Source organism: Lactobacillus sp. VURO6/B1 (VP7), assembly GCF_058139575.1.
In genome coordinates, this window is sequence record NZ_JBVOWJ010000008.1 from 66,652 (window position 1) to 87,384 (window position 20,733).

14 protein-coding genes are annotated in these 20,733 nt (G+C 34.3%); 6 read left to right on the forward strand and 8 right to left on the reverse strand.

Annotated features, from left to right (window positions below; translation table 11 throughout):
• Window positions 1-108: 108 nt before the first annotated feature.
• Entirely contained in the window at window positions 109-1,632 is a 1,524-nt protein-coding gene (locus tag ACZ2M0_RS05845; RefSeq protein ID WP_490058835.1) for an SLAP domain-containing protein, read from the reverse strand.
• Window positions 1,633-1,810: 178 nt separating this feature from the next.
• Between ACZ2M0_RS05845 and ACZ2M0_RS05850 the strand changes: the two genes are divergently transcribed.
• Window positions 1,811-3,652 (forward strand): BspA family leucine-rich repeat surface protein, encoded by a 1,842-nt coding sequence (locus ACZ2M0_RS05850; protein ID WP_490058836.1) that lies wholly within the window; start codon window positions 1,811-1,813, stop codon window positions 3,650-3,652.
• Between the two features lie 65 nt (window positions 3,653-3,717).
• Here ACZ2M0_RS05850 and ACZ2M0_RS05855 read toward each other — a convergent pair whose 3' ends face one another.
• Entirely contained in the window at window positions 3,718-5,238 is a 1,521-nt protein-coding gene (locus ACZ2M0_RS05855) for an SLAP domain-containing protein (RefSeq protein ID WP_490058837.1), read from the reverse strand.
• A gap of 210 nt (window positions 5,239-5,448) precedes the next feature.
• Between ACZ2M0_RS05855 and ACZ2M0_RS05860 the strand changes: the two genes are divergently transcribed.
• Entirely contained in the window at window positions 5,449-7,455 is a 2,007-nt protein-coding gene (locus tag ACZ2M0_RS05860) for a BspA family leucine-rich repeat surface protein (RefSeq protein WP_490058838.1), read from the forward strand.
• A 71-nt stretch (window positions 7,456-7,526) separates the two neighbouring features.
• Here ACZ2M0_RS05860 and ACZ2M0_RS05865 read toward each other — a convergent pair whose 3' ends face one another.
• The 3 genes from ACZ2M0_RS05865 to ACZ2M0_RS05875 all read right to left on the reverse strand — a co-directional run bounded on the left by ACZ2M0_RS05865 (window position 7,527) and on the right by ACZ2M0_RS05875 (window position 11,394).
• Window positions 7,527-8,360 carry a hypothetical protein gene (locus tag ACZ2M0_RS05865; RefSeq protein WP_490058839.1) on the reverse strand — a complete coding sequence of 278 codons (834 nt, stop codon included), beginning with the start codon at window positions 8,358-8,360 and terminating at the stop codon, window positions 7,527-7,529.
• Between the two features lie 209 nt (window positions 8,361-8,569).
• Window positions 8,570-10,093 carry an SLAP domain-containing protein gene (locus tag ACZ2M0_RS05870; protein WP_490058840.1) on the reverse strand — a complete coding sequence of 508 codons (1,524 nt, stop codon included), beginning with the start codon at window positions 10,091-10,093 and terminating at the stop codon, window positions 8,570-8,572.
• Window positions 10,094-10,302: 209 nt separating this feature from the next.
• Window positions 10,303-11,394 carry a hypothetical protein gene (locus ACZ2M0_RS05875; RefSeq protein WP_490058841.1) on the reverse strand — a complete coding sequence of 364 codons (1,092 nt, stop codon included), beginning with the start codon at window positions 11,392-11,394 and terminating at the stop codon, window positions 10,303-10,305.
• Between the two features lie 55 nt (window positions 11,395-11,449).
• Between ACZ2M0_RS05875 and ACZ2M0_RS05880 the strand changes: the two genes are divergently transcribed.
• A complete protein-coding gene (locus ACZ2M0_RS05880; RefSeq protein WP_490058865.1) occupies window positions 11,450-12,772 on the forward strand; it encodes a replication-associated recombination protein A in 1,323 nt (440 codons plus the stop codon).
• 199 nt (window positions 12,773-12,971) lie between these two features.
• On the opposite strand, the gene ACZ2M0_RS05885 is transcribed toward ACZ2M0_RS05880, so the two are convergent.
• Entirely contained in the window at window positions 12,972-13,283 is a 312-nt protein-coding gene (locus tag ACZ2M0_RS05885) for a hypothetical protein (protein ID WP_490058842.1), read from the reverse strand.
• A 387-nt stretch (window positions 13,284-13,670) separates the two neighbouring features.
• Between ACZ2M0_RS05885 and ACZ2M0_RS05890 the strand changes: the two genes are divergently transcribed.
• Window positions 13,671-14,042 (forward strand): hypothetical protein, encoded by a 372-nt coding sequence (locus ACZ2M0_RS05890; RefSeq protein ID WP_490058843.1) that lies wholly within the window; start codon window positions 13,671-13,673, stop codon window positions 14,040-14,042.
• 307 nt (window positions 14,043-14,349) lie between these two features.
• On the opposite strand, the gene ACZ2M0_RS05895 is transcribed toward ACZ2M0_RS05890, so the two are convergent.
• The gene (locus tag ACZ2M0_RS05895; protein WP_490058844.1) at window positions 14,350-15,165 is read right to left on the reverse strand and encodes an alpha/beta hydrolase; all 816 of its coding nucleotides are present in this window, start codon (window positions 15,163-15,165) and stop codon (window positions 14,350-14,352) included.
• Complete coding sequence (locus tag ACZ2M0_RS05900) at window positions 15,155-16,735, reverse strand: PucR family transcriptional regulator (RefSeq protein WP_490058845.1); 1,581 nt, start codon at window positions 16,733-16,735, stop codon at window positions 15,155-15,157. The genes ACZ2M0_RS05895 and ACZ2M0_RS05900 overlap by 11 nt, the downstream gene beginning before the upstream one ends.
• A 142-nt stretch (window positions 16,736-16,877) precedes the next feature.
• Here ACZ2M0_RS05900 and ACZ2M0_RS05905 point away from each other — a divergent pair, with 142 nt between their 5' ends.
• On the forward strand, window positions 16,878-19,895 hold the full coding sequence (locus tag ACZ2M0_RS05905; RefSeq protein WP_490058846.1) for a bifunctional FdrA/YlbE family protein: 3,018 nt from the start codon (window positions 16,878-16,880) through the stop codon (window positions 19,893-19,895).
• The gene (locus ACZ2M0_RS05910; RefSeq protein ID WP_490058847.1) at window positions 19,888-20,721 is read left to right on the forward strand and encodes an oxamate carbamoyltransferase subunit AllH family protein; all 834 of its coding nucleotides are present in this window, start codon (window positions 19,888-19,890) and stop codon (window positions 20,719-20,721) included. Before ACZ2M0_RS05905 ends, ACZ2M0_RS05910 begins: the two co-directional genes overlap by 8 nt.
• Window positions 20,722-20,733: the final 12 nt, after the last annotated feature.

The following is a 20,733-nucleotide window of genomic DNA, read 5'->3' on the forward strand; positions in this document are numbered from 1 at the left end:
TAAAATAAAAGGACTAGCTCATTGATATGACCCTCGAAATTGTCTTAATTTGGGGGATCATATCACATTTTAGAACTAATCCTTTTTAGTTTGTCTTTCTAGTAAACTTTAGGCAAATTCAGGGAAGTTTAAAGTTTTTATCTGTGTTTTAGTGGTTTTTAACAGCCAGATTGCCTGATCTACTTGTGCCAGCGTTGCTTTGCTCGACCGTAAGACGACAGCAGCATTAGCTAAAGCATAGTCATAGCTCTGCATAAGTCCATCATAGTGAACACTCTCATTAATAGTTTGCTGTCCAGAATCAAAGTCTTTCTGGAGCTTCACTTTATCGCTGTCGGTTGCTACTTTTTGTTTCTGCTCAGCTGCTAATGAAGTGTTTACAGGAGAAAGTTTTATGCCCCTGCTAAATTTCACATCACTTGCTTTGACGAAACTGTTAGCTGCTATTATTTTTTCATTAGTGGTGAGAATGATCGGACCATATTTTTTGTCAGTCGCTGGAGCCTTTAGTTGTGTGCCATCATTGTTGATAAGGGCTTTTCTGTCTAAATTGTTACTCAGAAGGTGATAATACAACTCAGCTTTGTTTGTAGCCGCATTCCAAATATAGAACAAGCCGTCAACATTAAAGTTAGACTGCTTTGCAGTGTTAAAACTAATTCCAACGGGTTTTCCTGTGGCGTCATAAAGCTTAACGTTTGCAGTAGTCCTTGCAGTAACAAAACTGTAGGTTAAATCAGAGTAGTCGGTAGTTGGTAAGTAATTTCTCAGGTTGATACAGTTTTCATCTATGTATTCATCATGATGATTATGCAGGCGGAAAATATAGCCTTCAAAATCTTCTGCCCAAGGTTCAACAGCCAAATCAACTTTTATTTTCTGACCCTTTTTTAAAATATGTTTGGTTTTCATTTCGTTTAAAGTCTGAGTAGCTGTCTTTTTGAGAACGATGGCCGTTGTAACCCCATTGTAAGTTAGAGGATAACCATCTAAACTTGCCACATTATAGGCTTTGACATAGCGATTTTTACCAATGGCATAATAGTTTTTTCCTTTAATTTTTGTGAGTGGCAGATAGAAAATATGCTCATTGTTATCTGAGTTAAAGTACTTAGTATAATAGTATTTTGGTTTTGCTTTAACTTGCTTAACTTTGCCTTGATATTTAACGATAGCGCGCTTAGGTAAAGTGTGACCAGTCTTGTTACCTGCTTTAGTATAAACGGCTGATTTCTGTAATAAAACCAATTTGCCCTTTTTGCTGTTCTTACCGTTAACTTCCATGACATCTGCGGCATTAATGTAGCAACCTTTACCAATATTATAGAATTTTTGCCCTTTAATTATTTTGGTGCCGTAGTATTTCATAACATCTGCATTAAAGCTATAGATATACTTATAACCACTGGCATCATCTTGAGCATAGGGCAGATATTTGTTCTTGTTTTTAATTTTATGCCCATATTTATTATAAAGATGGGCACCATAGATTAAAGTGATTTTATCCTTTGCGGTCTTTTTACTGCTTTTGGCAGCTGCAACCGTTTGTATTTGATTGCAATTTACTAAAAAAGGTGTGACGACCAATGCCAAAGCCGTGATCGCCAAACAGATTTTTTTGGTTAATTTCATGATTTACCTCCTTACTAATCCTTTCTACTAAATTTATTATAACCTAATATAGATGCAGCAATACATGTCTTACAGTAAAAGAATAACAGGCTGACAAAGTTTAACTTAAGTTTCAAATCATTAATAAGTTTTAAGCAAAAAACCCGTATAATTAGGGTAAGAGAAAAGAGGTATCAAGATGAAGCTTCCAAATTTAATCAAGTTTGAAAAAACTGGGATAGGTATTGCAACAATGGCATTAGGTTTAGTCGTAACGGTGCGAGTAAACGTAAATGTAGCTGCTGTAACAGAAACTCCTGCTGTTGTCCCAATTAGTGCGACAGGTTTGCCATCTGATGCCGGTCTTTGGACTGGCACTGATGGCAGCTGCACATGGCAATACGACGTTATTAGTAGAACTCTGCGGATTAGTGGCGCGCAAAAGAGCAGTCAATTATCCAGCACACCATTTTTAAAGCAGTTTAAATGGTCTGGCAATATTGAACATATTGTGTTTGAAACACCGGTTCAAATGGCTCCGAATTCGGCAGAAAAGTTTTCCGGTCTTGAGTATTTGGAGGATATTACAGGTCTCGACAAAGTTGATACTAGTCAAGTGACAAATATGGCTTTGCTTTTTACTAATGACAAAGCTCTAACTAAAGCTGATGTGAGTCACTTTGATACCAGCCAAGTGACTAATATGGAACGAATGTTTGACAACACAGCCTTAACAGAAGTAGATTTGAGCAGTTTTAATACCAGCAAAGTCACTAATATGAGTGGTATGTTTAGAAACAGCTCGATGAAAGAGCTTAATCTGAGTAGTTTTGATACCAGCCAAGTGACCGATATGGCAGATATGTTTGCGGATAGCGATGTGGCAGAACTTAATCTGGCTAATTTTGATACTAGTAATGTCACTAACATGGCTGGTATGTTTGCTGGAATAAAAGTTCCTGAACTAAATCTGAAGCACTTTAACACCAGAAAAGTTAATAATATGTCTAGGATGTTTTCCGGTACCCAAAATCTGTCAAGTCTTGATCTGAGTAGTTTTGCTACCAGTCAAGTGACAAATATGGCAGAAATGTTTAGGGGTAGTAAAGTTACTCACTTAAACTTGGCTAATTGGGACACCAAAAACGTTACCAGTATGAAAAATATGTTCCAAGGGTGTTCTGACTTAACTAAACTTGACTTAAGTGGCTTTAATACCGGTAATGTTACAGACATGTCGGGGATGTTTGCAAAATTCGCTCATTTGGATCAGCTAAATTTCAGTCACTTTGATACGAGTAAAGTTAAAGATATGAGAGAAATGTTCGCAGACAATCCAGCTGTTACTAGTTTAGATTTAAGTAGTTTTGATACCAGCAACGTTACTAATATGATATCGCTGTTTTCTGGAGACAGTTCTTTGACCAAACTCAATTTAACGAACTGGAACACCAAGAACGTACGCTGGATGAATTATATGTTCAGTGGTGACAGCAGTCTAAAAGACATTGACTTGAGGCACTTTAATACTGCCAAAGTTACTGATATGCTTAGGATGTTTAAGGGTGCAAAAAGTCTTGAGCAACTTGACCTGCATACTTGGGATACACGCCAAGTTACTAGGGTCAGCGAAATGTTTATGAACTGTGATAATCTTGTTTTTGTTGATCTGCATGGCTGGCGGTTACCAAAAGTATACGATTCAACGGAAATGTTTACTAATGATCAGAAGCTCGCTGGAGTTGATTTAAGTCATTTTAATATCCATAATAGTCAGGTTTTGAAAAATGCTGGCAATCCCAAAGGCTTTGTTGTCAAGCTTGGGCATTACCGCTTACGTAAGAGTTCAGGAGTAGGTCAAGGCTTTAAACATATCCAAGCTGTTGGCAAAGGGACAATTAGAAAGCCGAAAGGCAAGAAGTATACTGAAAAGCAATTGCTAAAACTGTATAACCATTCGGCTAAAAAGAGTCCTAAAGAAACTTATGTTATGTATAATGGCAAAAAGCCCCAGCTGCCTGAAGGGTTCAAACTTAAATAGATAAGACAAAAAAGGCTAGTTCGTAATTAAAAACGAATTAGCCTTTTTCTATTAGTCTAAAAGATTTAATCGCCCTGAGGAACAGACATAGTTGTCAGTTGCTCTTTAGCAGTTTTAACATACCAGACAGCTTCAGTAACTTGGGCGATAGTTGCCTTATCAGATCTTATTATGGCAGAGGCATTACTTAAGGAGCAATCATAATTATTCATTAGATCCGTATCATATTTAGCGTTTTGATCTAAATCTTTGCCCTCATTAAAAAGTGCTAGTAATTCTTGCTTGTCAGCAGTCGTTGCAATTCTTTGATCATTTTTGGCCTGCTCAATCGTATTAAATGCTTTCAGTTTTAACCCGCTGACGTATTTAACATCGCTAACTTTGATAAAGTTATTGCCATAGTTTAATTTTGGATTATTATTGTGGGTTACTGAATCTTGATCTGGTATCAGATTTGGTTGCTTGTCATCAATCACATTAGTATCGCTGTAATTTAGACAGTGATAAAACAGTTCCGCCTTGTTTTTCTCAGGAATCCACAAGTACATTAAGCCATCAACCGTCAGATTACTATGTGTCGGCTTCATGATATGCTTGCCAGTTGCCTTACCGGAAGTATCATAAAGTTCAACGCTGTTGCCTGCTAATGGGGTGACATAAGTGTAGACTAAGTCACTGTAATCAATAATAGGCAGGTTCCTTTTCAGTTTAACTTCGTCTTCATCAACATATTCATCCGGGTGATCGTGCAATCTGTATATATAACCCTCAAAGCCATCAATTTCGTATGGAATAACAGTTAAATCAAGTTTAATCTTTTGTCCTTTTTTCAGTTTCCGCTTTGCAGCAGAATAATTTACCGTTGTGCTGGAGGTGTTCCTAAGGACAGTCGCTGACGAAACACCATTGTAGCGAGCAATGTGACCATTAATGTAGCCGACATTAGCTGCCTTAATGTAGCGATTATGTCCTAAAGAGTAATAATATTTCCCTTTAATTTTATGAGTAGGTATATATCTGGGCTTGAAGTATCTGTCTAAATCATTAAGATAATAAAAGTATTTAGGTGTTTTGGTAGCAGTCTTAGCTTTTCCTTGATACTTGACAATTGCATCAGTTCTTAATTTCTTACCAGTTGCTTTGCCAGTCTTGGTGTAAATCAATGAATTGTGACTTAATACTAGTTTGCCTTTTTTAATATTATGGCCTTTTACTTCTAAAATATCGGCATTTTTAACGTAATAGTTATGACCAAGGTTGTAAAATTTTTGCCCGTTAATTTTTTTAGTACCATAGTAGGAATAACTGGTTCTGCCATCGCTGTATTCATCAATTTCCATGTCAGTAATCACGTAGCCCTTGGAATCAGTGCTAAAACCTTCAGGAACGGTAAAGCCGTGAGAAATATTCAATTTTATTTTATGACCTGACGGATTGTAAACATAATCGTTTTTAAGCAGCGTAACTTCTCCTTTGGCTTTCTGAGCAGCTTCTACTGTTTGGGAATTGGTGATATTTGGCAATAATGGACCAGCAGTTAATAATAAGGCTGTTAGTCCAATACAAATTTTCTTAAAACGTTTCATATTATGACCTCGCAAATTATGACCTTACAAAAATGAGCTTATAATTTAATGTTATCGTAACCCAAAATGAAACTCAAATTTATTTTATCTGGTAAATTTAATGGATTTTGCCTGGCTTTCATTATTTTTTGCAACTAGGAAAACTATATTTTGCAATATTTTGGATTTGAAACGGCTTATAATTAAGTTAATGAAAAGGAGGTCATGATAATGAATCACAACCATTCAAGACAAATTTTAGGTTTAGTTAAAAAAGTTGGTATTAGCAGCAGTCTTGCTTTTTGTGGTCTGAACTTAATGGCAGCTGCTGTTAAGCCGGTTTCTGCTGCAACTAATAAACCTGATGCTAGCGATCAAGTGAATAATGATATTCAAGAAATACCAGGTATTTGGTCAGGCAAAGATGGTGACTGCAGCTGGAATTATGATATTGTTACCAGAACCCTGACAATTAAAGGAACTCAGAAAAATAGCACTCTTTCGAGTCGCCCGTTTAATGAAGAATGGAGTTGGGGGAATAATATTACCCATATTGTTTTTGCCTCCCCCGTAAAACTTCCTGCAGATTCAAAATATAAGTTTAGCGAGCTAAATAATTTGAAAGACATTAAGGGACTGGACTTAGTTGACACCAGTGAAGTCACTGACATGAGTGGCTTGTTTGATATGGATCAGGCTCTGACTGAGCTTGATTTAAGTCACTTTCAAACTGATAAAGTAACTGATATGAATAGAATGTTTGAGTCTACAGGACTATCAACGCTAGATTTGAGCAGTTTTAATACTAGCAATGTCACTAACATGAATTATATGTTTAGTAATTGCACTGCTGAAAACATTAACTTGACCAGTTTTAATACTAGTAATGTCACTAAAATGGATTATATGTTTAATGGTTGCACTGCCAAAAGCATTAACTTGAGTAGTTTTAACACCAGTCGCGTTACTGAAATGAGTAATATGTTTAGTCTAACCAAACTTCAAAATCTTAATTTTGCTGACCTTGATACAAGCAATGTGACTGATATGTCAGGAATGTTTGAGCGGGCTGATATTTCTAATTTAGATTTTGCCAAACTCAATACTAGTAAAGTTACAGACATGGAATACATGTTCTCAGGAACAACTGGGGTAAAGACCCTGGATCTTAGTTCATTAGATACCAGTAATGTTATTAAGATGTCAAATATGTTTGCTTCAAGCAAAATAACAAAATTAGTTTTAGACAATTGGAACACCAATAAGGTAACAGATATGTCGTATATGTTTGCTGACTGTCCTAATTTAACGGATGTTGACTTGAGCAAATTGCATACGGCGAATGTCACAAACATGTCATACATGTTCGAAGGCTTTTCACAGCTAGAGCAATTAAATCTAGCCAAACTTGATACTCATAATGTTAAAAACATGAGAGGAATGTTTGCGAAAAATCCTAATCTAAAGAGTATAAATTTGAATCATTTAGATACGTCAAATGCAACCAATATGCGGGAAATGTTTGCAAAAAATCCTAATTTAAAAAGTATAAATTTAAATCATTTAGATACATCAAATGTAACTAATATGCGGGAAATGTTTGCGGAAGATCCTACTATAGAAAGTCTAGATTTAAGTCATTTAAATACTGCAAAAGTTACCACCATGTGGGGGATGTTTACTGGAAATTATTCTTTAACCAATTTGAACCTGGATGGCTGGAATACTGAGAACGTTAAAGACATGACTTATATGTTTACTGATAATAAGAGTTTGATTAGCATAGATCTTTCGCATTTCAGAATGACTAATGTTACTAGTACGACTGGTATGTTTAATGATTGTACTAATCTGATGTATGTGAATTTAAGTGGCTGGCATTTACCGAAATTAAAATCTTCAACTATAATGTTTGAAAACGATAAAAAATTAGTTGGAGTTGATTTAAGCCATTTTAACATTCATAACAGTCAAATTTTGCTTAATGCCGGTAATCCCAAGGGCTTTGTTGTCAAACTCGGGCATTACCGCTTACGTAAGAGTTCAGGAGTGGGCAAAGGCTTTAAGCATATCCAAGCAGTGGGTAAAGGGACAATTAGAAAACCTAAAGGCAAAAAATATACTGCAAAACAGTTGCTAAAACTGTATAACCATTCGGCTAAAAAGAGTCCCAAGGAAACTTATGTCATGTATAATGGCAAAAAGCCGCAGCTGCCTAAAGGGTTCAAACTTAAATAGATAATACAAAAAAGCTAATTCGTTTTAATTACGAATTAGCCTTTTTGTTTTATTAGTGAAGAAATAGAAAATTATTTTAATTTACCTTCATCAATAAGTTTATCATCACGTTTTTGAAGTTTCTTATTATGTGCTTCGTATCCTTTATCAGATAAGTCTTTATTAAATTTATATCCACGTTTCTTCAATGCTTTAATAACCTTTTCCATAAATGGTTTATTAATTTTAGGATTTTTCTTATAATATTTATAATCATTCAAATAATGATCATAAGTAAAGCTTTCTACCCATCCTTCATGTTCTTTAGGTTTCTTCTTAGGAGGATTTACAGGCTTTGGTTTTAAATCTCCAGAAGGTTTAGTTGTAGGAACATCTTTCTTAATTTGCCTCTTCAACCATTTAATTTCTGCATTAAGGTATTTCTTAAATCTTTTAGCATAATTAGTCTTATAATTTTTAAAATGTTTTAAGGCTTTCTTATAAAGTTTAAGTCTTGATTTCTTATTCTTTAATTTCTTACCTTTTTTAACATTTTTATTATAATATTTATTAGCTTTCTTATGACGTTTTGACCAAGTTTTCTTAGTTTTGTGGATATTGGTCTTTGGTTCGGGATCATTATCTTGGATAGGTTGCGAAATTGGTTCAGCTACAGGGCAAGATATTTCTGATATTAATACGTGGGTATCTTGGATAGGTTGCGAAATTGGTTCAGCTACAGGAGTTTCAGTTTTATCTGTTGCACTTGTGTCTGGATTATTTGTATTAGTGTTGGTATTAGTATTTGTATTTGTTTCGTTAGTTGCAGCCACATCTGCTAAAACAGCTGAAGTTTGACTAATAATTGGCGCTAAAACGGTAATACCCGCAACAGCTGCAACAATAATATTTTTATGTAATTTCACTTTGATTTACTCCTTTAAATTTGATTTCAATATCCTTTATCGCTAGGCTTGTCACAACTTTTTATCAGTTGATAGCTGTTTTTTAATAATTAGTAGCTAATGAACCAGCATTAAACTGATAGTCTCATTTTTGCCATGCTCTACATATTGTCTATTATATTTGCTTGGACTATTTTAGTAAAACTAATATTGCTCTGACCAGTAGCCATTTAATCACCGGGAGGGGTAGACATAGTTGTCAGCTGTTTTTTAGCGGTTTTAACGTACCAGACAGTTTCATCTACTTGCGTGACAGTAGCCTTATCAGACCTTAACATAGCAGAAGCGGTTCTTAAGGCGCAATCATAATTAGACATGAGATTATCATAAGCGCTATTTTGTGCTATATCTTTTCCTTCATTAAAAAGAGTGAGCAGTTCCTGCTTGTCAGCTCCTGTCGCAATCTTTTGCCCATTTTCAGCCTGCTCAATCGTATTCAGTGCCTTTAGCTTTAACCCGCTGACGTATTTCACATCGTTCACCTTAATAAAGTTATTGCCATAGATTAATGCTTGCTTTTTTGCAGGGTAAGTTGGTTCTGAATTTGGCACCGAGTTTGGTTGGTTGGCATCAATCACACTAGCGTCACTGTAATTTAAACAATGATAAAACAGTTCCACCTTATTTTCCTCAGGTACCCAGAGGTACATTAAGCCATCAACTGTCAGATTACTGTATTGCGGCTTTATGATGCGTTTACCAATTGCCTTGCCAGCTGTGTCATAGAGTTCAACGCTGTTGTCTGTCACTGGCGTAACGTAAGTATAAACTAAGTCGCGATAGTCAATGATAGGCAAATTCTTTTTCAATTTAACATCGTTCTCATCAACATATTCATCCGGATAGTCGTGCAGTCTGTAAAGATAACCCTCAAAGCCATCATTTTGGTAAGGAATAACAGTTAAATCAAGTTTAATCTTCTGTCCTTTTTTCAGTTTACGTTTAACGGCAGAATAATTTACCGTTATGCTGGCGGTGTTCTTAAGAACAGTCGCTGACGAAACACCGTTGTAGCGAGCAATGTGACCGTTAATATAGCCGACGTTAGCTGCTTTAATGTAACGATTATGTCCTAAGGAGTAAAAATATTTTCCTTTTATTTTGTGGGCAGGTACGTATTTGGCTTGGAAGTACCTTGCGACATCATTAAGGTAGTAAAAATATTTGGGTGCTTTAGTAGCAGTCTTAGCTTTTCCTTGGTACTTAACAACTGTATTAGTTCTTAGTTTCTTTCCCGTTGTTTTGCCAGTCTTGGTGTAAATCAGTGCATCGTGTTTGATAGTCAATTTACCTTGTGTGATATTGCGCCCATTGACTTTTAAAACATTAGCACTATTAATGTAATAGTTATGCCCCAAGTGGTAAAATTTTTGTCCGTTAATTTTTTTAGTGCCGTAGTAGGGATAGCTGGTTCTACTGTCATCATCATAAACTATCATTTCTGTAGTCAAATAGCCCTTGGGATCAGCATTAAAGCCGTTAGGAATGTTATAGCTATGTGTACCCCGATTTTTCTTCAATTTTATTTTATGGCCTGACGGGTTGTAAACATAATCACTCTCAAGCAGTGTGACTTTTCCTTTGGCTTTCTGAGCTGCTTCTACCGTTTGGGAGTTAGCGGTATATGGCAAAAATAGAGTGGTGGATAGGGCCAGGGCTGTTAAGCCAATGCCAACTTTCTTGAAAAATTTCATATTATGACCTCACAAAAAATCGCTTAAGTTAATATCATTGTACCCTAAACTGATATTTAAAATTGTTTTATTATATAAATTACTTAAATTTTTGCGTGGCCTTCAATATTTTTGCATGATTTAGTTAGTTTTCAAATTAAGCAATAAATTAAGCAATAAAAATAGAGTTAAACCACTCTTATTTGGTGGACTAACTCGATTTTTTTAATTTAACTCCATTCAGCGAAGTTTAAAGTACTTAATTGAATTTTGGTTGTGTCAAGTAGCCAAATTGCCTGTTTTACTTGTGCAATCGTTGCTTTTGGAGATTGTAAAATAGAAGAAGCAATCATCAAAGCATTATTATAATTACTTACTGCGCTTTGTTGCTCACACTTAACATTCTTGTTATTCTTATTTTCCTCAAATTTTCTTTGCAATTCTTGCTTATCCTTATCTGTTGCTACTTTCTGATCGTTCTCAGCGTCTTTAGCAGTATTGAGAGGGGTAAGTTTAATTCCACTGGCAAAAGTAACATCACTAGCTTTGACAAAGCTGTTAGTATAATGCATCTTATCTTCTGTCGATTCAATTAGTTTATTATTTTTATCAAACTCTGGTTTTTTAAGGTCAGTGCCGTCGTTATTAACAAAATAGTTTCTGTCTATTCTGTAGGTTAAAAAGTGATAAAACAGTTCTGCTTTGTTTTCGCTAGGTACCCATAAGTAATAAAGACCATCAACGGTCAAAGGGTTTTGATTCCGGTTCCTGTAACTGATACCTGTTGGAGTACCGTCAAAATTATAGAATTTAGTATTTGTAGTAGTATTAGGCCTTACATAGGTGAATGTAAGTTCATCGTAACTTGATGTTGGCAAATAGTTTCTCAATTTAATGTAACTTTGACCAACATATTCGTTAGGATAATCATGCAGGCGATAGATATAGCCCTCAAAGTCTTCTGCCCAAGGCTCAACCGCTAGATCAACTTTAATTTTTTGCCCCTTCTTCAGAACGTGCTTGGTAGAATCGTTGGTTAATGTTTGAGTTGTCGTCTTTTTAAGAACAGTGGCATAGGTAACGCCATGATAGATATGAGGGTAGCCATCTATGCTGTCAACGTTATTTGCTCTAACATAACGATTTTTCCCTATGGCATAACAGTCTTTACCATTAACTGTTTCTGCCTGCTGGTAATAATAAGTTGGTTTTTGCTCAGAGACACCAGAATAATATCCAATTTCTTTACTTATATCATTGTACTGCAAACTAGTTAGTAAAATCAGAGCAAACAGATGTTCATTTGTTTTTCTAGCGGACAAATACTTGTATAATTAGGTTAGTAAGTATCTAGAAGTAAATAAAGAAGATGTAATGATGAAGCAAGAATCATTATTTGCAAACAGTGGGCAAAATGAGCCTTTGGCTAACCGCGTACGTCCCCAAAATCTAGATCAGTTTGTGGGACAAGAACAGCTGCTGGGACCGGGAAAAATTTTACGAGAAATCATAGATAATGACCAGGTTTCCTCAATGATTTTTTGGGGACCACCGGGAGTTGGTAAAACGACTTTGGCTGAAATAATTGCCCGGCAGAGTCAAGCGAGCTTTTTTAATTTTAGTGCGGTTGACAGCAGCATTACTAAAATCCGCAAAATTATGAGGCAGGCTGAAGCAGAACACGAAGTGGGGCAAAAAACGCTGGTATTTGTAGATGAAATCCATCGTTTTAATAAAGCACAACAAGATGCTTTTTTACCCTACGTTGAACGTGGCAGTATCATTTTAATTGGTGCTACGACCGAAAATCCTTCCTTTGAAGTTAACTCGGCGCTGCTTTCACGCTGCAAGGTTTTTGTCTTAAAACCGCTTGAAGTCAAAGATATTATCAAGTTATTGCAAAATGCTTTGCGCAACCCTAACGGTTTTGGCAAGTTAACCGTCAAAATCAGTGAGCAGGAGATTAAAGCCATTGCCAAATTTGCCAACGGTGACGCCAGAACAGCTTTAAACACGCTGGAGATGGCAGTTTTAAACGGTCATAAAACTGGCAATACGATTGCTGTGACTATGGATAGTCTGGGACAATTAATTACCCAAAAGTCAGTCCTGTATGATAAAGACGGAGAAGAACACTACAATACCATCTCCGCTTTGCATAAATCAATGCGTAACAGCGATGTAGATGCAGCGATTTATTGGCTGTCGCGGATGCTTGAAGGTGGAGAAGATCCACTTTATATTGCACGCAGACTAGTGCGCTTTGCCAGTGAAGACATTGGCTTGGCAGACACTAATGCACTGAATGTCGCGGTCAATGTCTTTCAGGCTTGTCAATTTATAGGTATGCCGGAATGTGATGTGCATTTGACAGAAGCTGTGATTTATCTGTCACTTGCGCCGAAATCAAACGCGGTTTATAAAGCTAGATTAGCCGCTGAAGAAGATGTTAAGAAGACTATTGATGAACCAGTACCTTTGCAGATTCGCAATGCCCCAACTAAGTTAATGAAAGATTTAGGCTATGGTAAAGGTTACCAGCTCGCGCATTATGCTAAAGACAAGTTAACGACAATGAAAACTATGCCACCGAGTTTAGAGGGACACGAATATTATTTGCCAACCTCGCAGGGTCATGAAGACCGCTTTAAAAAGAGGCTGGAGCAGATTAAAGAATGGCACAAAGAACACGATAAATAGCGCGCAGCTTTTAAAGTCTAGCCTCATTAGTTTTAATTACCGGGACACTAAAAGAATAATATAACAGATTGATTAGCTAGATGATGATTAAGCGGACTCTGCTATTTGAGCATCAACTAAAAAGCGGGCAAACCACAATTTAAGTGGTTTGCCTGTTTTGATGCTCTTTCTTTTCTGTTGCGATATTTATTTAAATTCATTATTTGACGAAAACCATGTTGCCTGAAGCCCACATAATGTAAAAAAACAGAATAACACTAATTATTAGAGCTAATAGCCAACCTAAAACCAAACTTATAATAAAGGTAATATGTTTGTGTTGAAAAAATGTTGTCAATACTTCCGCCAAAGCTGATAGTAGAAGACCTAAGGCGCCAACGCTTAAATCAACAGATTTGAAAAACGGTAAGATTAAAACCAATAAGAATGCGCCTAATACAATAAACCATAAATATTTATAGCCATGATCTATTGGCAGTTGTTCTTTCATCGTAGTCTGGTTTTTGATCATTATTAATAGCTCCAATCATGATATTGCCAAGAATTATTATGCACAAAGCAATATTAAATTTTTCACAGATACCAACTTTTCTATGTCTCTCAGAATTTTTTTCAGATACAAAAAGCAGTTTTAATTTAACTTAAAATTTCAGTTATACCTATGATAATAATAACTTATAGGTTAGTACATAACTATTAAGATGTAAAGCGAGTAATGAAAATTAAATTAAATTTATTGCCAAATATTATAAGAATAAGCGCAGTACTTATTATTTTTTATGATTTAATCGCAATTACTGATTAAACTGTTGATTAACATTATATTTCATTTATAATTATAAATTAGATAATAATTAAAAAATTCAAAAAAAGAAAGGTTACAGGAAATGAGATGAAAATGAAATTAGCAAGAGCCGCCTTACTATTGTTGTGTCCATTTGGAATGGCGCTTTTTTTCTCCAATAAGCCGAATTTTAACTTAATATGGTCAATTAGTGCGTTCATCATGACAATAATTGCTACAGCTTGGTTTGAGGTAAAAGAAGATACATTTACTGAGCAAGTCGAAAATGACTTAATTTACTGTATGGTATTACAAGGCGCACCAATTAGCTTTGAAACTTTATATTTGTTGAATATGACAGATGAGCAAGAAGATCACCCGTTATTGATACTCTTTATCATTGTTTTAAATTTAATCTGTGTGTTCTTACTTGACTATTTAATTAATCGAGTTAAATTTTACAAAGTTGAAGATAAAAATGATTAGAATTTAACATGATTTGAGTACCAGGCTATTAAAATGCTTGGTATTTTTTTCTAACATAAAGTTCGTCAGACCATTTGATATACACTGGTTTCTCATTTTTACAGCAATACTAAATTTTTATAGAAGTTAATATTCCTGAATCTATTTGACATCCTTATCAATATAAGTGTTGGACATAGGAAATAATGAATTGATTACGCAACTGATTATACTGTTACATTAAAACAAATAGTTTTCTGTCCCTGAATCAAGATTTAAAGAAGTGAAAGCCTGAAAAATTATAATTTTGACTTTTATCAGTGAGTTATTAAATCCAATTTTCTAAATTTTGTAATACTTTTTGTACTTGAGGATTGTCTACCTCTTTTAAAAAATCGTGATCTAAGTAATAAAGCGGGTAAAAAACATTATTTGGGGAGAGGTCTTTTAATGATTTGCTGTACTTAAAGGGAACTTCTTTGTCTGATATACTGGCAGCGGAAAAGATAGGAGGAAATTTTTTTAACTCCGCTTTAGTAATTGAATATTTGCTAACTTCGTTTTCTTTGATATCATAAGCTTTTTGCAACTCGCCTTTTTCTACTAAATATAAGTATAGGGGATATCTGGACAAAGCCGAGTCATCATGAATAAAGTTAGTTATATTTATTGAGAGAATTAAATCTTTTGAAATAGGTTTATCTGTTAGTTTTTTACTCCGATTGCTATCTTTGAGATCATAATAGCCATAAAAATTAATAATCTTAGTGGGGTTTTTAATAGTGCTTAGTTTGATAATCTGGTTAACTAACCAGAACATAATGAAGCCCCCAGCTGAACGACCACATAACATGTAATTGAAATTTTGTGGCTTAATTATAGTTTGATATAATTCTAAGAATGATTGTAAAGAAGTTTCTAAAATTGTATTTAAGGATGAATTTGGAGCTAATGGGTAATCTAGAGCAATAACTTCAACCCCCTTTTTTAAGAAAGTACTAGTTAAAGCGTGTGGAATGTCGTTTCGTGTTCCATATATTAAACCACCTCCGTGAAAATAAATTAAGATATTAGAAACTGAAGTTTCGGGCATCCATATAGTGTATTGCATTGAATTTGATAATTTTTGAATATTAGGTTTCATTATTTTTCTCCATACTAAGTAAATAAGTTGAAATTTGATAATTGATCAAGTCGATCTGATTTTCAAAATCAATGTGTAATAAATTTTGAATCTTTTTTATCCTATAACGCACTGTTTTTTCATGTACAAATAGTATTTCAGATGCTTTTTTGTAATTTTTGTTGCTATCAAAAAACACTTTTAGCGTTCTAAATAAATCATTATTTTTCTTCTTTAAATCTATCAGGTTTTGCGGGATAAATTTATTTAAAGCATTAGGATTTTTAACTGATAAAAAGTATCTAAATATTCCTAAGTGTTCTATTGAAAAAGCGTGACCAATGAAAATTTTTGAATTGAAACTCAAGGCTTTTAAGCATTCATCTAAAATAGTTTGCATGTTGCGTCTTGTTTTGACTGAGCTAATAACAACTGAAAGATTTGCGTGAAGGTTAAAATATTTAGACAATTTCTTTTCAATTGCTTCTGAGTTTAGCTGATTGGAGAGGGCTTCAATATTAAAAAGTATGATTATATAATCACGATGTTCAGAATAAATACTATATCTTTCACAATTTTGAAGTATTGTTCTGATATTATAAAGCTCTATTTTGCTCAAATCTGAAGTAAAAAAAGCACAGGCTTGATAATATTTATAATGGTTTAAATTAACTTCGTCTAATAAAGTTTCGAGTTCTCTGTCGTCTAAAACAGGATATTGCAATATAGTGTCTGCAATATTGTTAAAATGAGCATATTCTTTTTGCTTTAGGGCATACTCTGTTTGTAATTTATTTTGAATAATATCAATAAAATTTTCGAAAATCATTGTATCTGATTCACTTAATTTTTGAGAATCATGAATTACTAACAATGAATTATTTTCAGTTGTATTGTTATTTGTAAATTCAATTTTTGTAGCATTATATGTTTGATAATTATCAAATGATTCAAGTCTAAATAAATAATATTTATTTTTGACAAATTCAGAATCTTCTTCCGTATAAGGTCTCCCTTCATCAATCACTACATTTTTAGGCATGTCTTTGCTTCTATAATAGGTCGAGTTTGATGCTAAATATAACAAGCAGGGATAGTGAGTTATATTATTAAACTCTCTTAGTAAAACTTCGTAAGAGACAAAACTATCAGCTAAAGGTATCAACCTCTGTCTTGTTTTGTAGTAGTTTTCCAAAACTAGTGATTGATTATTTAAAATTGGTTGATATATCGCTAATAAAATTTTTTCATAATTTAACTCAGTACCAACTTTGATTAACGGAATTCTATATTTATAGCACAAGTTTATAAACCAGCGTGGTACCAATTTAATAAGTCTATCAACTTTTACTATAATGCCGCTAATTCCGATCTTCACCATCTTTTTAAAAAAAGTATTCACTTCGTCATATGACAATTTCTGTAAAGCATAAAAAGATGTTAAAATCATTTGATTTTTACGTGACCATTTTTCTATGTCCAAAGCTTCTAATACCATTACTGAATTAATCTCAGTGTTTTTTTTCAAATTTGGTGTTAGAAGCTTGCTTTCTTTAAAAATAGGTAATTCTAACAGATCGTATAGTTTCATACTAAATCTCCTTAAATTATTTTTCTTTATCCATTTGGATAAAAAAAGACTAAATAGTTTTACTTTTTTACCATTGTAAGCGCTTATTAGCTTCCATACAATGTGAATTGTAAAACTTAATAAATAAATTGGAGGTATGAAAATGCTTAAGACGGTGATCTTAAAAGATAACTATCAAGATTCAATTAATCTTATGTTATTGACAAATAAGATTAATGATTTGTCTGAAGTTCAGATGAGTCAAATAATGATGGGTACAGAAGCCAACAAGGATATTTTAAATAATACTAATTTATTGACTGAAGAAGCTGAAGCTGCATCACCTAATGACTTAATGATAGTTGTTAGAAGTGATGATGATAAAGTTATGGATAAGGTTTTACCAGCAGTCCATTCATTTCTTGAAGATCTTTCTACTAAAAAAGATGATTCAGGTAATGAAATTGAATCAGTAGATAATTGGGATGATGCTCTAAAGGCAATGCCTGATGCAAATTTAGCCCTATTTAGTATTCCTGGAGAGTATGGTGCTCCGGAAATGGAAAAGGCTTTAAGACATGATTTAAATGTGTTTTCTTTCACAGATAATGTCTCTATAGAAGATGAAGTCAAACTAAAAAAGCTGGCTCATAAAAAGGGACTTTTAATGATGGGTCCCGATTGTGGCACAGGAATTATTTCAAGTATTCCATTGGCATTTACTAATGTTGTATCACCAGGAAATATTGGTATTGTCGGAGCATCAGGTACTGGAATTCAAGAAGTAACCACTATTATAGACAGACTGGGCAATGGTGTTATCCACGCTATTGGTACTGGTGGACGCGATTTGAGCGACAAAGTAGATGCAATTACTGTTAAGGATGCTATTGCAGCTTTAGAAGAGCACGAACCTACAGACGTTATTTGTGTCATATCTAAGCCACCTGCAAAGGAAGTTAGAGATGAAGTTATGGAAATCCTTGAAAGCTGTAATAAACCGGTTGTTGCAGACTTTTTAGGTGAAAGACCTACTCATTATGAGGGTAATGTGTACTTAGCACATACATTAGAAGAGACAGCAAAAATTGCAGTTGACTTAGCGGCAGGCCAAAAAGTTAAAGAGAATTATTTTGAAAAAGTTGAATTACCAGCTAATGTAAAAACTTTATCAAAAGATAAAACTATTAAGGGATTATATTCTGGCGGTACTTTAGCTAATGAAGCCGGCATGTTAATTTCTGAAGCACTTGACTTAGGTCATTTGACTAAAGAAGAAGGTTATATTCTAAAAACAGATGGATATGATGTCATTGACTTGGGAGATGATGTTTATACCCAAGGTAAGCCACACCCAATGATTGATCCTGAGGTTCGCATTAATAAGATGCGCGAATATTGTCAAGATCCACATACAGGTGTTATTTTGCTTGATGTTGTTTTGGGTTATGGTGCAAGTGATGACATGGCAGGTGCTTTAATTCCTGTAATTGATGAAGAAAAAGCCAAGGCTCAGAAAGAAGGCAGACCACTTTACTTTGTGGCTACAGTTGTAGGAACTAATAAAGATCCACAAAACTATGACGAAACAGTTGAACGCTTAAAAAATCATGGAGTTTTGGTTCAAAAGAGTAATGCAAAAGCTGTTCAATTAGCTTTGAAATTAAAGGGAATACAGATATCTGAACCAGATAAGAAAGTTGTACCTTATACTGGTAAAAAGGTTGCTTTACCAAAAGTTAATGATAAAGTAAAAGAATTATTAACCACAAAACCTAGAGTAATTAATGTAGGTATTAGTAGTTTTAATGAATCAATCGTCAAATATGGTGGCAAAACTGTTCAATTTAATTGGAAACCACGTGCTAATGGCAATAAGCGAATGATCAAGTTACTCGATGCCTTAGAAAAATATGATGATGAAATTGATAGGGATAATGATAAAGTAATCCAAAGATTTAAGGATGCTAAGCCTTTCTTAGTTGACGTGGTTCCGGCTAAGACAGTTATCCCGGAATTGAATACAGAAAATAAAACTTTGTTACATGCGGGTCCACCAATTACCTATAAAGAAATGACAGGTCCAATGCAAGGTTCATGTGTTGGTGCAGCTATATTTGAAGGCTGGGCAGAAAATGAATCTGAGGCACGAAAGTTACTGGAAAATGGAGAAGTAAAATTAATGCCTTGTCATTCTGTCCATGCAGTAGGGCCAATGGGAGGCATTACTTCAGGTAATATGCCTGTAGTTATTGTTGAAAACAGATTGGACAATACAAGAGCATATTGTACCTTGAACGAAGGTATTGGTAAGGTATTAAGATTTGGTGCATATTCCCAAGAGGTTATTGATCGTTTAGTTTGGATGAGGGATGTTCTAGGCCCGGTTTTATCAAAAGCTTTGAAGAAAACTGATGATGGTCTTAACTTAAATGTCTTAATTGCTCGCTCAATTACAATGGGTGATGAATTTCATCAAAGGAATATTGCTGCTTCGGCCAACTTCTTGTGTGCAATGGCACCACTTATTACTGAATTGGATATTAGTAAAAAAGACAGGTATGACGTAATTAAGTTCTTGGCAGATACTGACCAGTTTTTCCTTAACATTATGATGGCTACTGGTAAGTCAATTGCTGATGCCGCTAGAAAGTACCAAAAAGGAACTATCGTAACTGCCATGGCTAGAAATGGACGTGACTTTGGTATCAGAATTGCCGGTATGGGAGACCAATGGTTTAAGGCACCTGTAAATACTCCTAAAGGTCTTTACTTTGCAGGATTTTCTGAAGATGATGCGAATCCAGATATTGGTGACTCTTCGATTACAGAAACTGTTGGTGTCGGTGGCATGGCCATGGTAGCAGCTCCTGGTGTGACCAGATTTGTCGGTGCTGGCGGATTTGAAGACGCATTAAGAATTTCTAACTCGATGGAAAAAATTAATACAACTCATAATCCTAATTGGACCATCCCAACTTGGGACTTTAAGGGTACAAATTTAGGTATTGATATTAGAAAAGTTGTGGAAACTGGGATTGAGCCAATTATTAATACTGGTATTGCACATAAAAAACCAGGTGTCGGTCAAATTGGTGCTGGTACGGTTAAAGCTCCGCTAACTTGCTTTGAAAAAGCTCTGGAAACTTATGCTAAAACTCTAGGTATCACAGTTGACTGATTCATGTGTTGCTCAAATTAGTAGTTATATCTATCCTGTTGACAAATTTGGTCATATTGGCAGAGTACATTCAATTTTTGCACATTCACTTAATATTCAAGTTGGTTTGCGACTAATAAATATAAGTTGCTTTGATAATTACCTGTCTTGTTTTGGCATAAATATTTCTGAAAAAAATTTAAAGTCAGTTATCCAAAGTGTAACCGAAAACAATATAGTTAAATTTTTGGATAATAATATAGTTTTTTACACGCAAGACGGGATTAAAAGAATCGATGTTAAAAACTTTGATATTGTCGAATTGAAAATTAAGCCTCTAAATTATTTTCCAGAAAAAGGATTAAAGAAAACTTTAGAAGTCTTAAACAATTGCAAAGTCGATCAAAGAATAGGTATTCCTAATAATACTTTATTAAAAAAATTCTCTGATGAAATGATTACATTCAAGAATTTTAATGCAGAGCAAATTGTTACTTGGCTACTTGGTAGAGGAAAGGGATTAACGCCAAGTGGTGATGATATTCTTTGTGGATATATTTTTGTGCTATTGCTTGTCGATAAAGCAAATACTTATTTATCTAGTTTAGTTAAACAAATAAGAAATAATTTAAAGCTTACTACAGACGTTAGTAAAGCTTATCTAATCTGTGCAACGCAAGGATATGTTAATTCCAAAGTTTATCAATTATATAAATCCTTTAAAAACCATAATTTTAAAGATATAGACAGTGAGCTAAATTCCATTCTTGAAATTGGTCATACATCGGGCAAAGATTTGAGTTATGGAATTAAACTAGGAATTTTAGCTAGTTTAAACACTCCTTAGTCTATGAAAGGA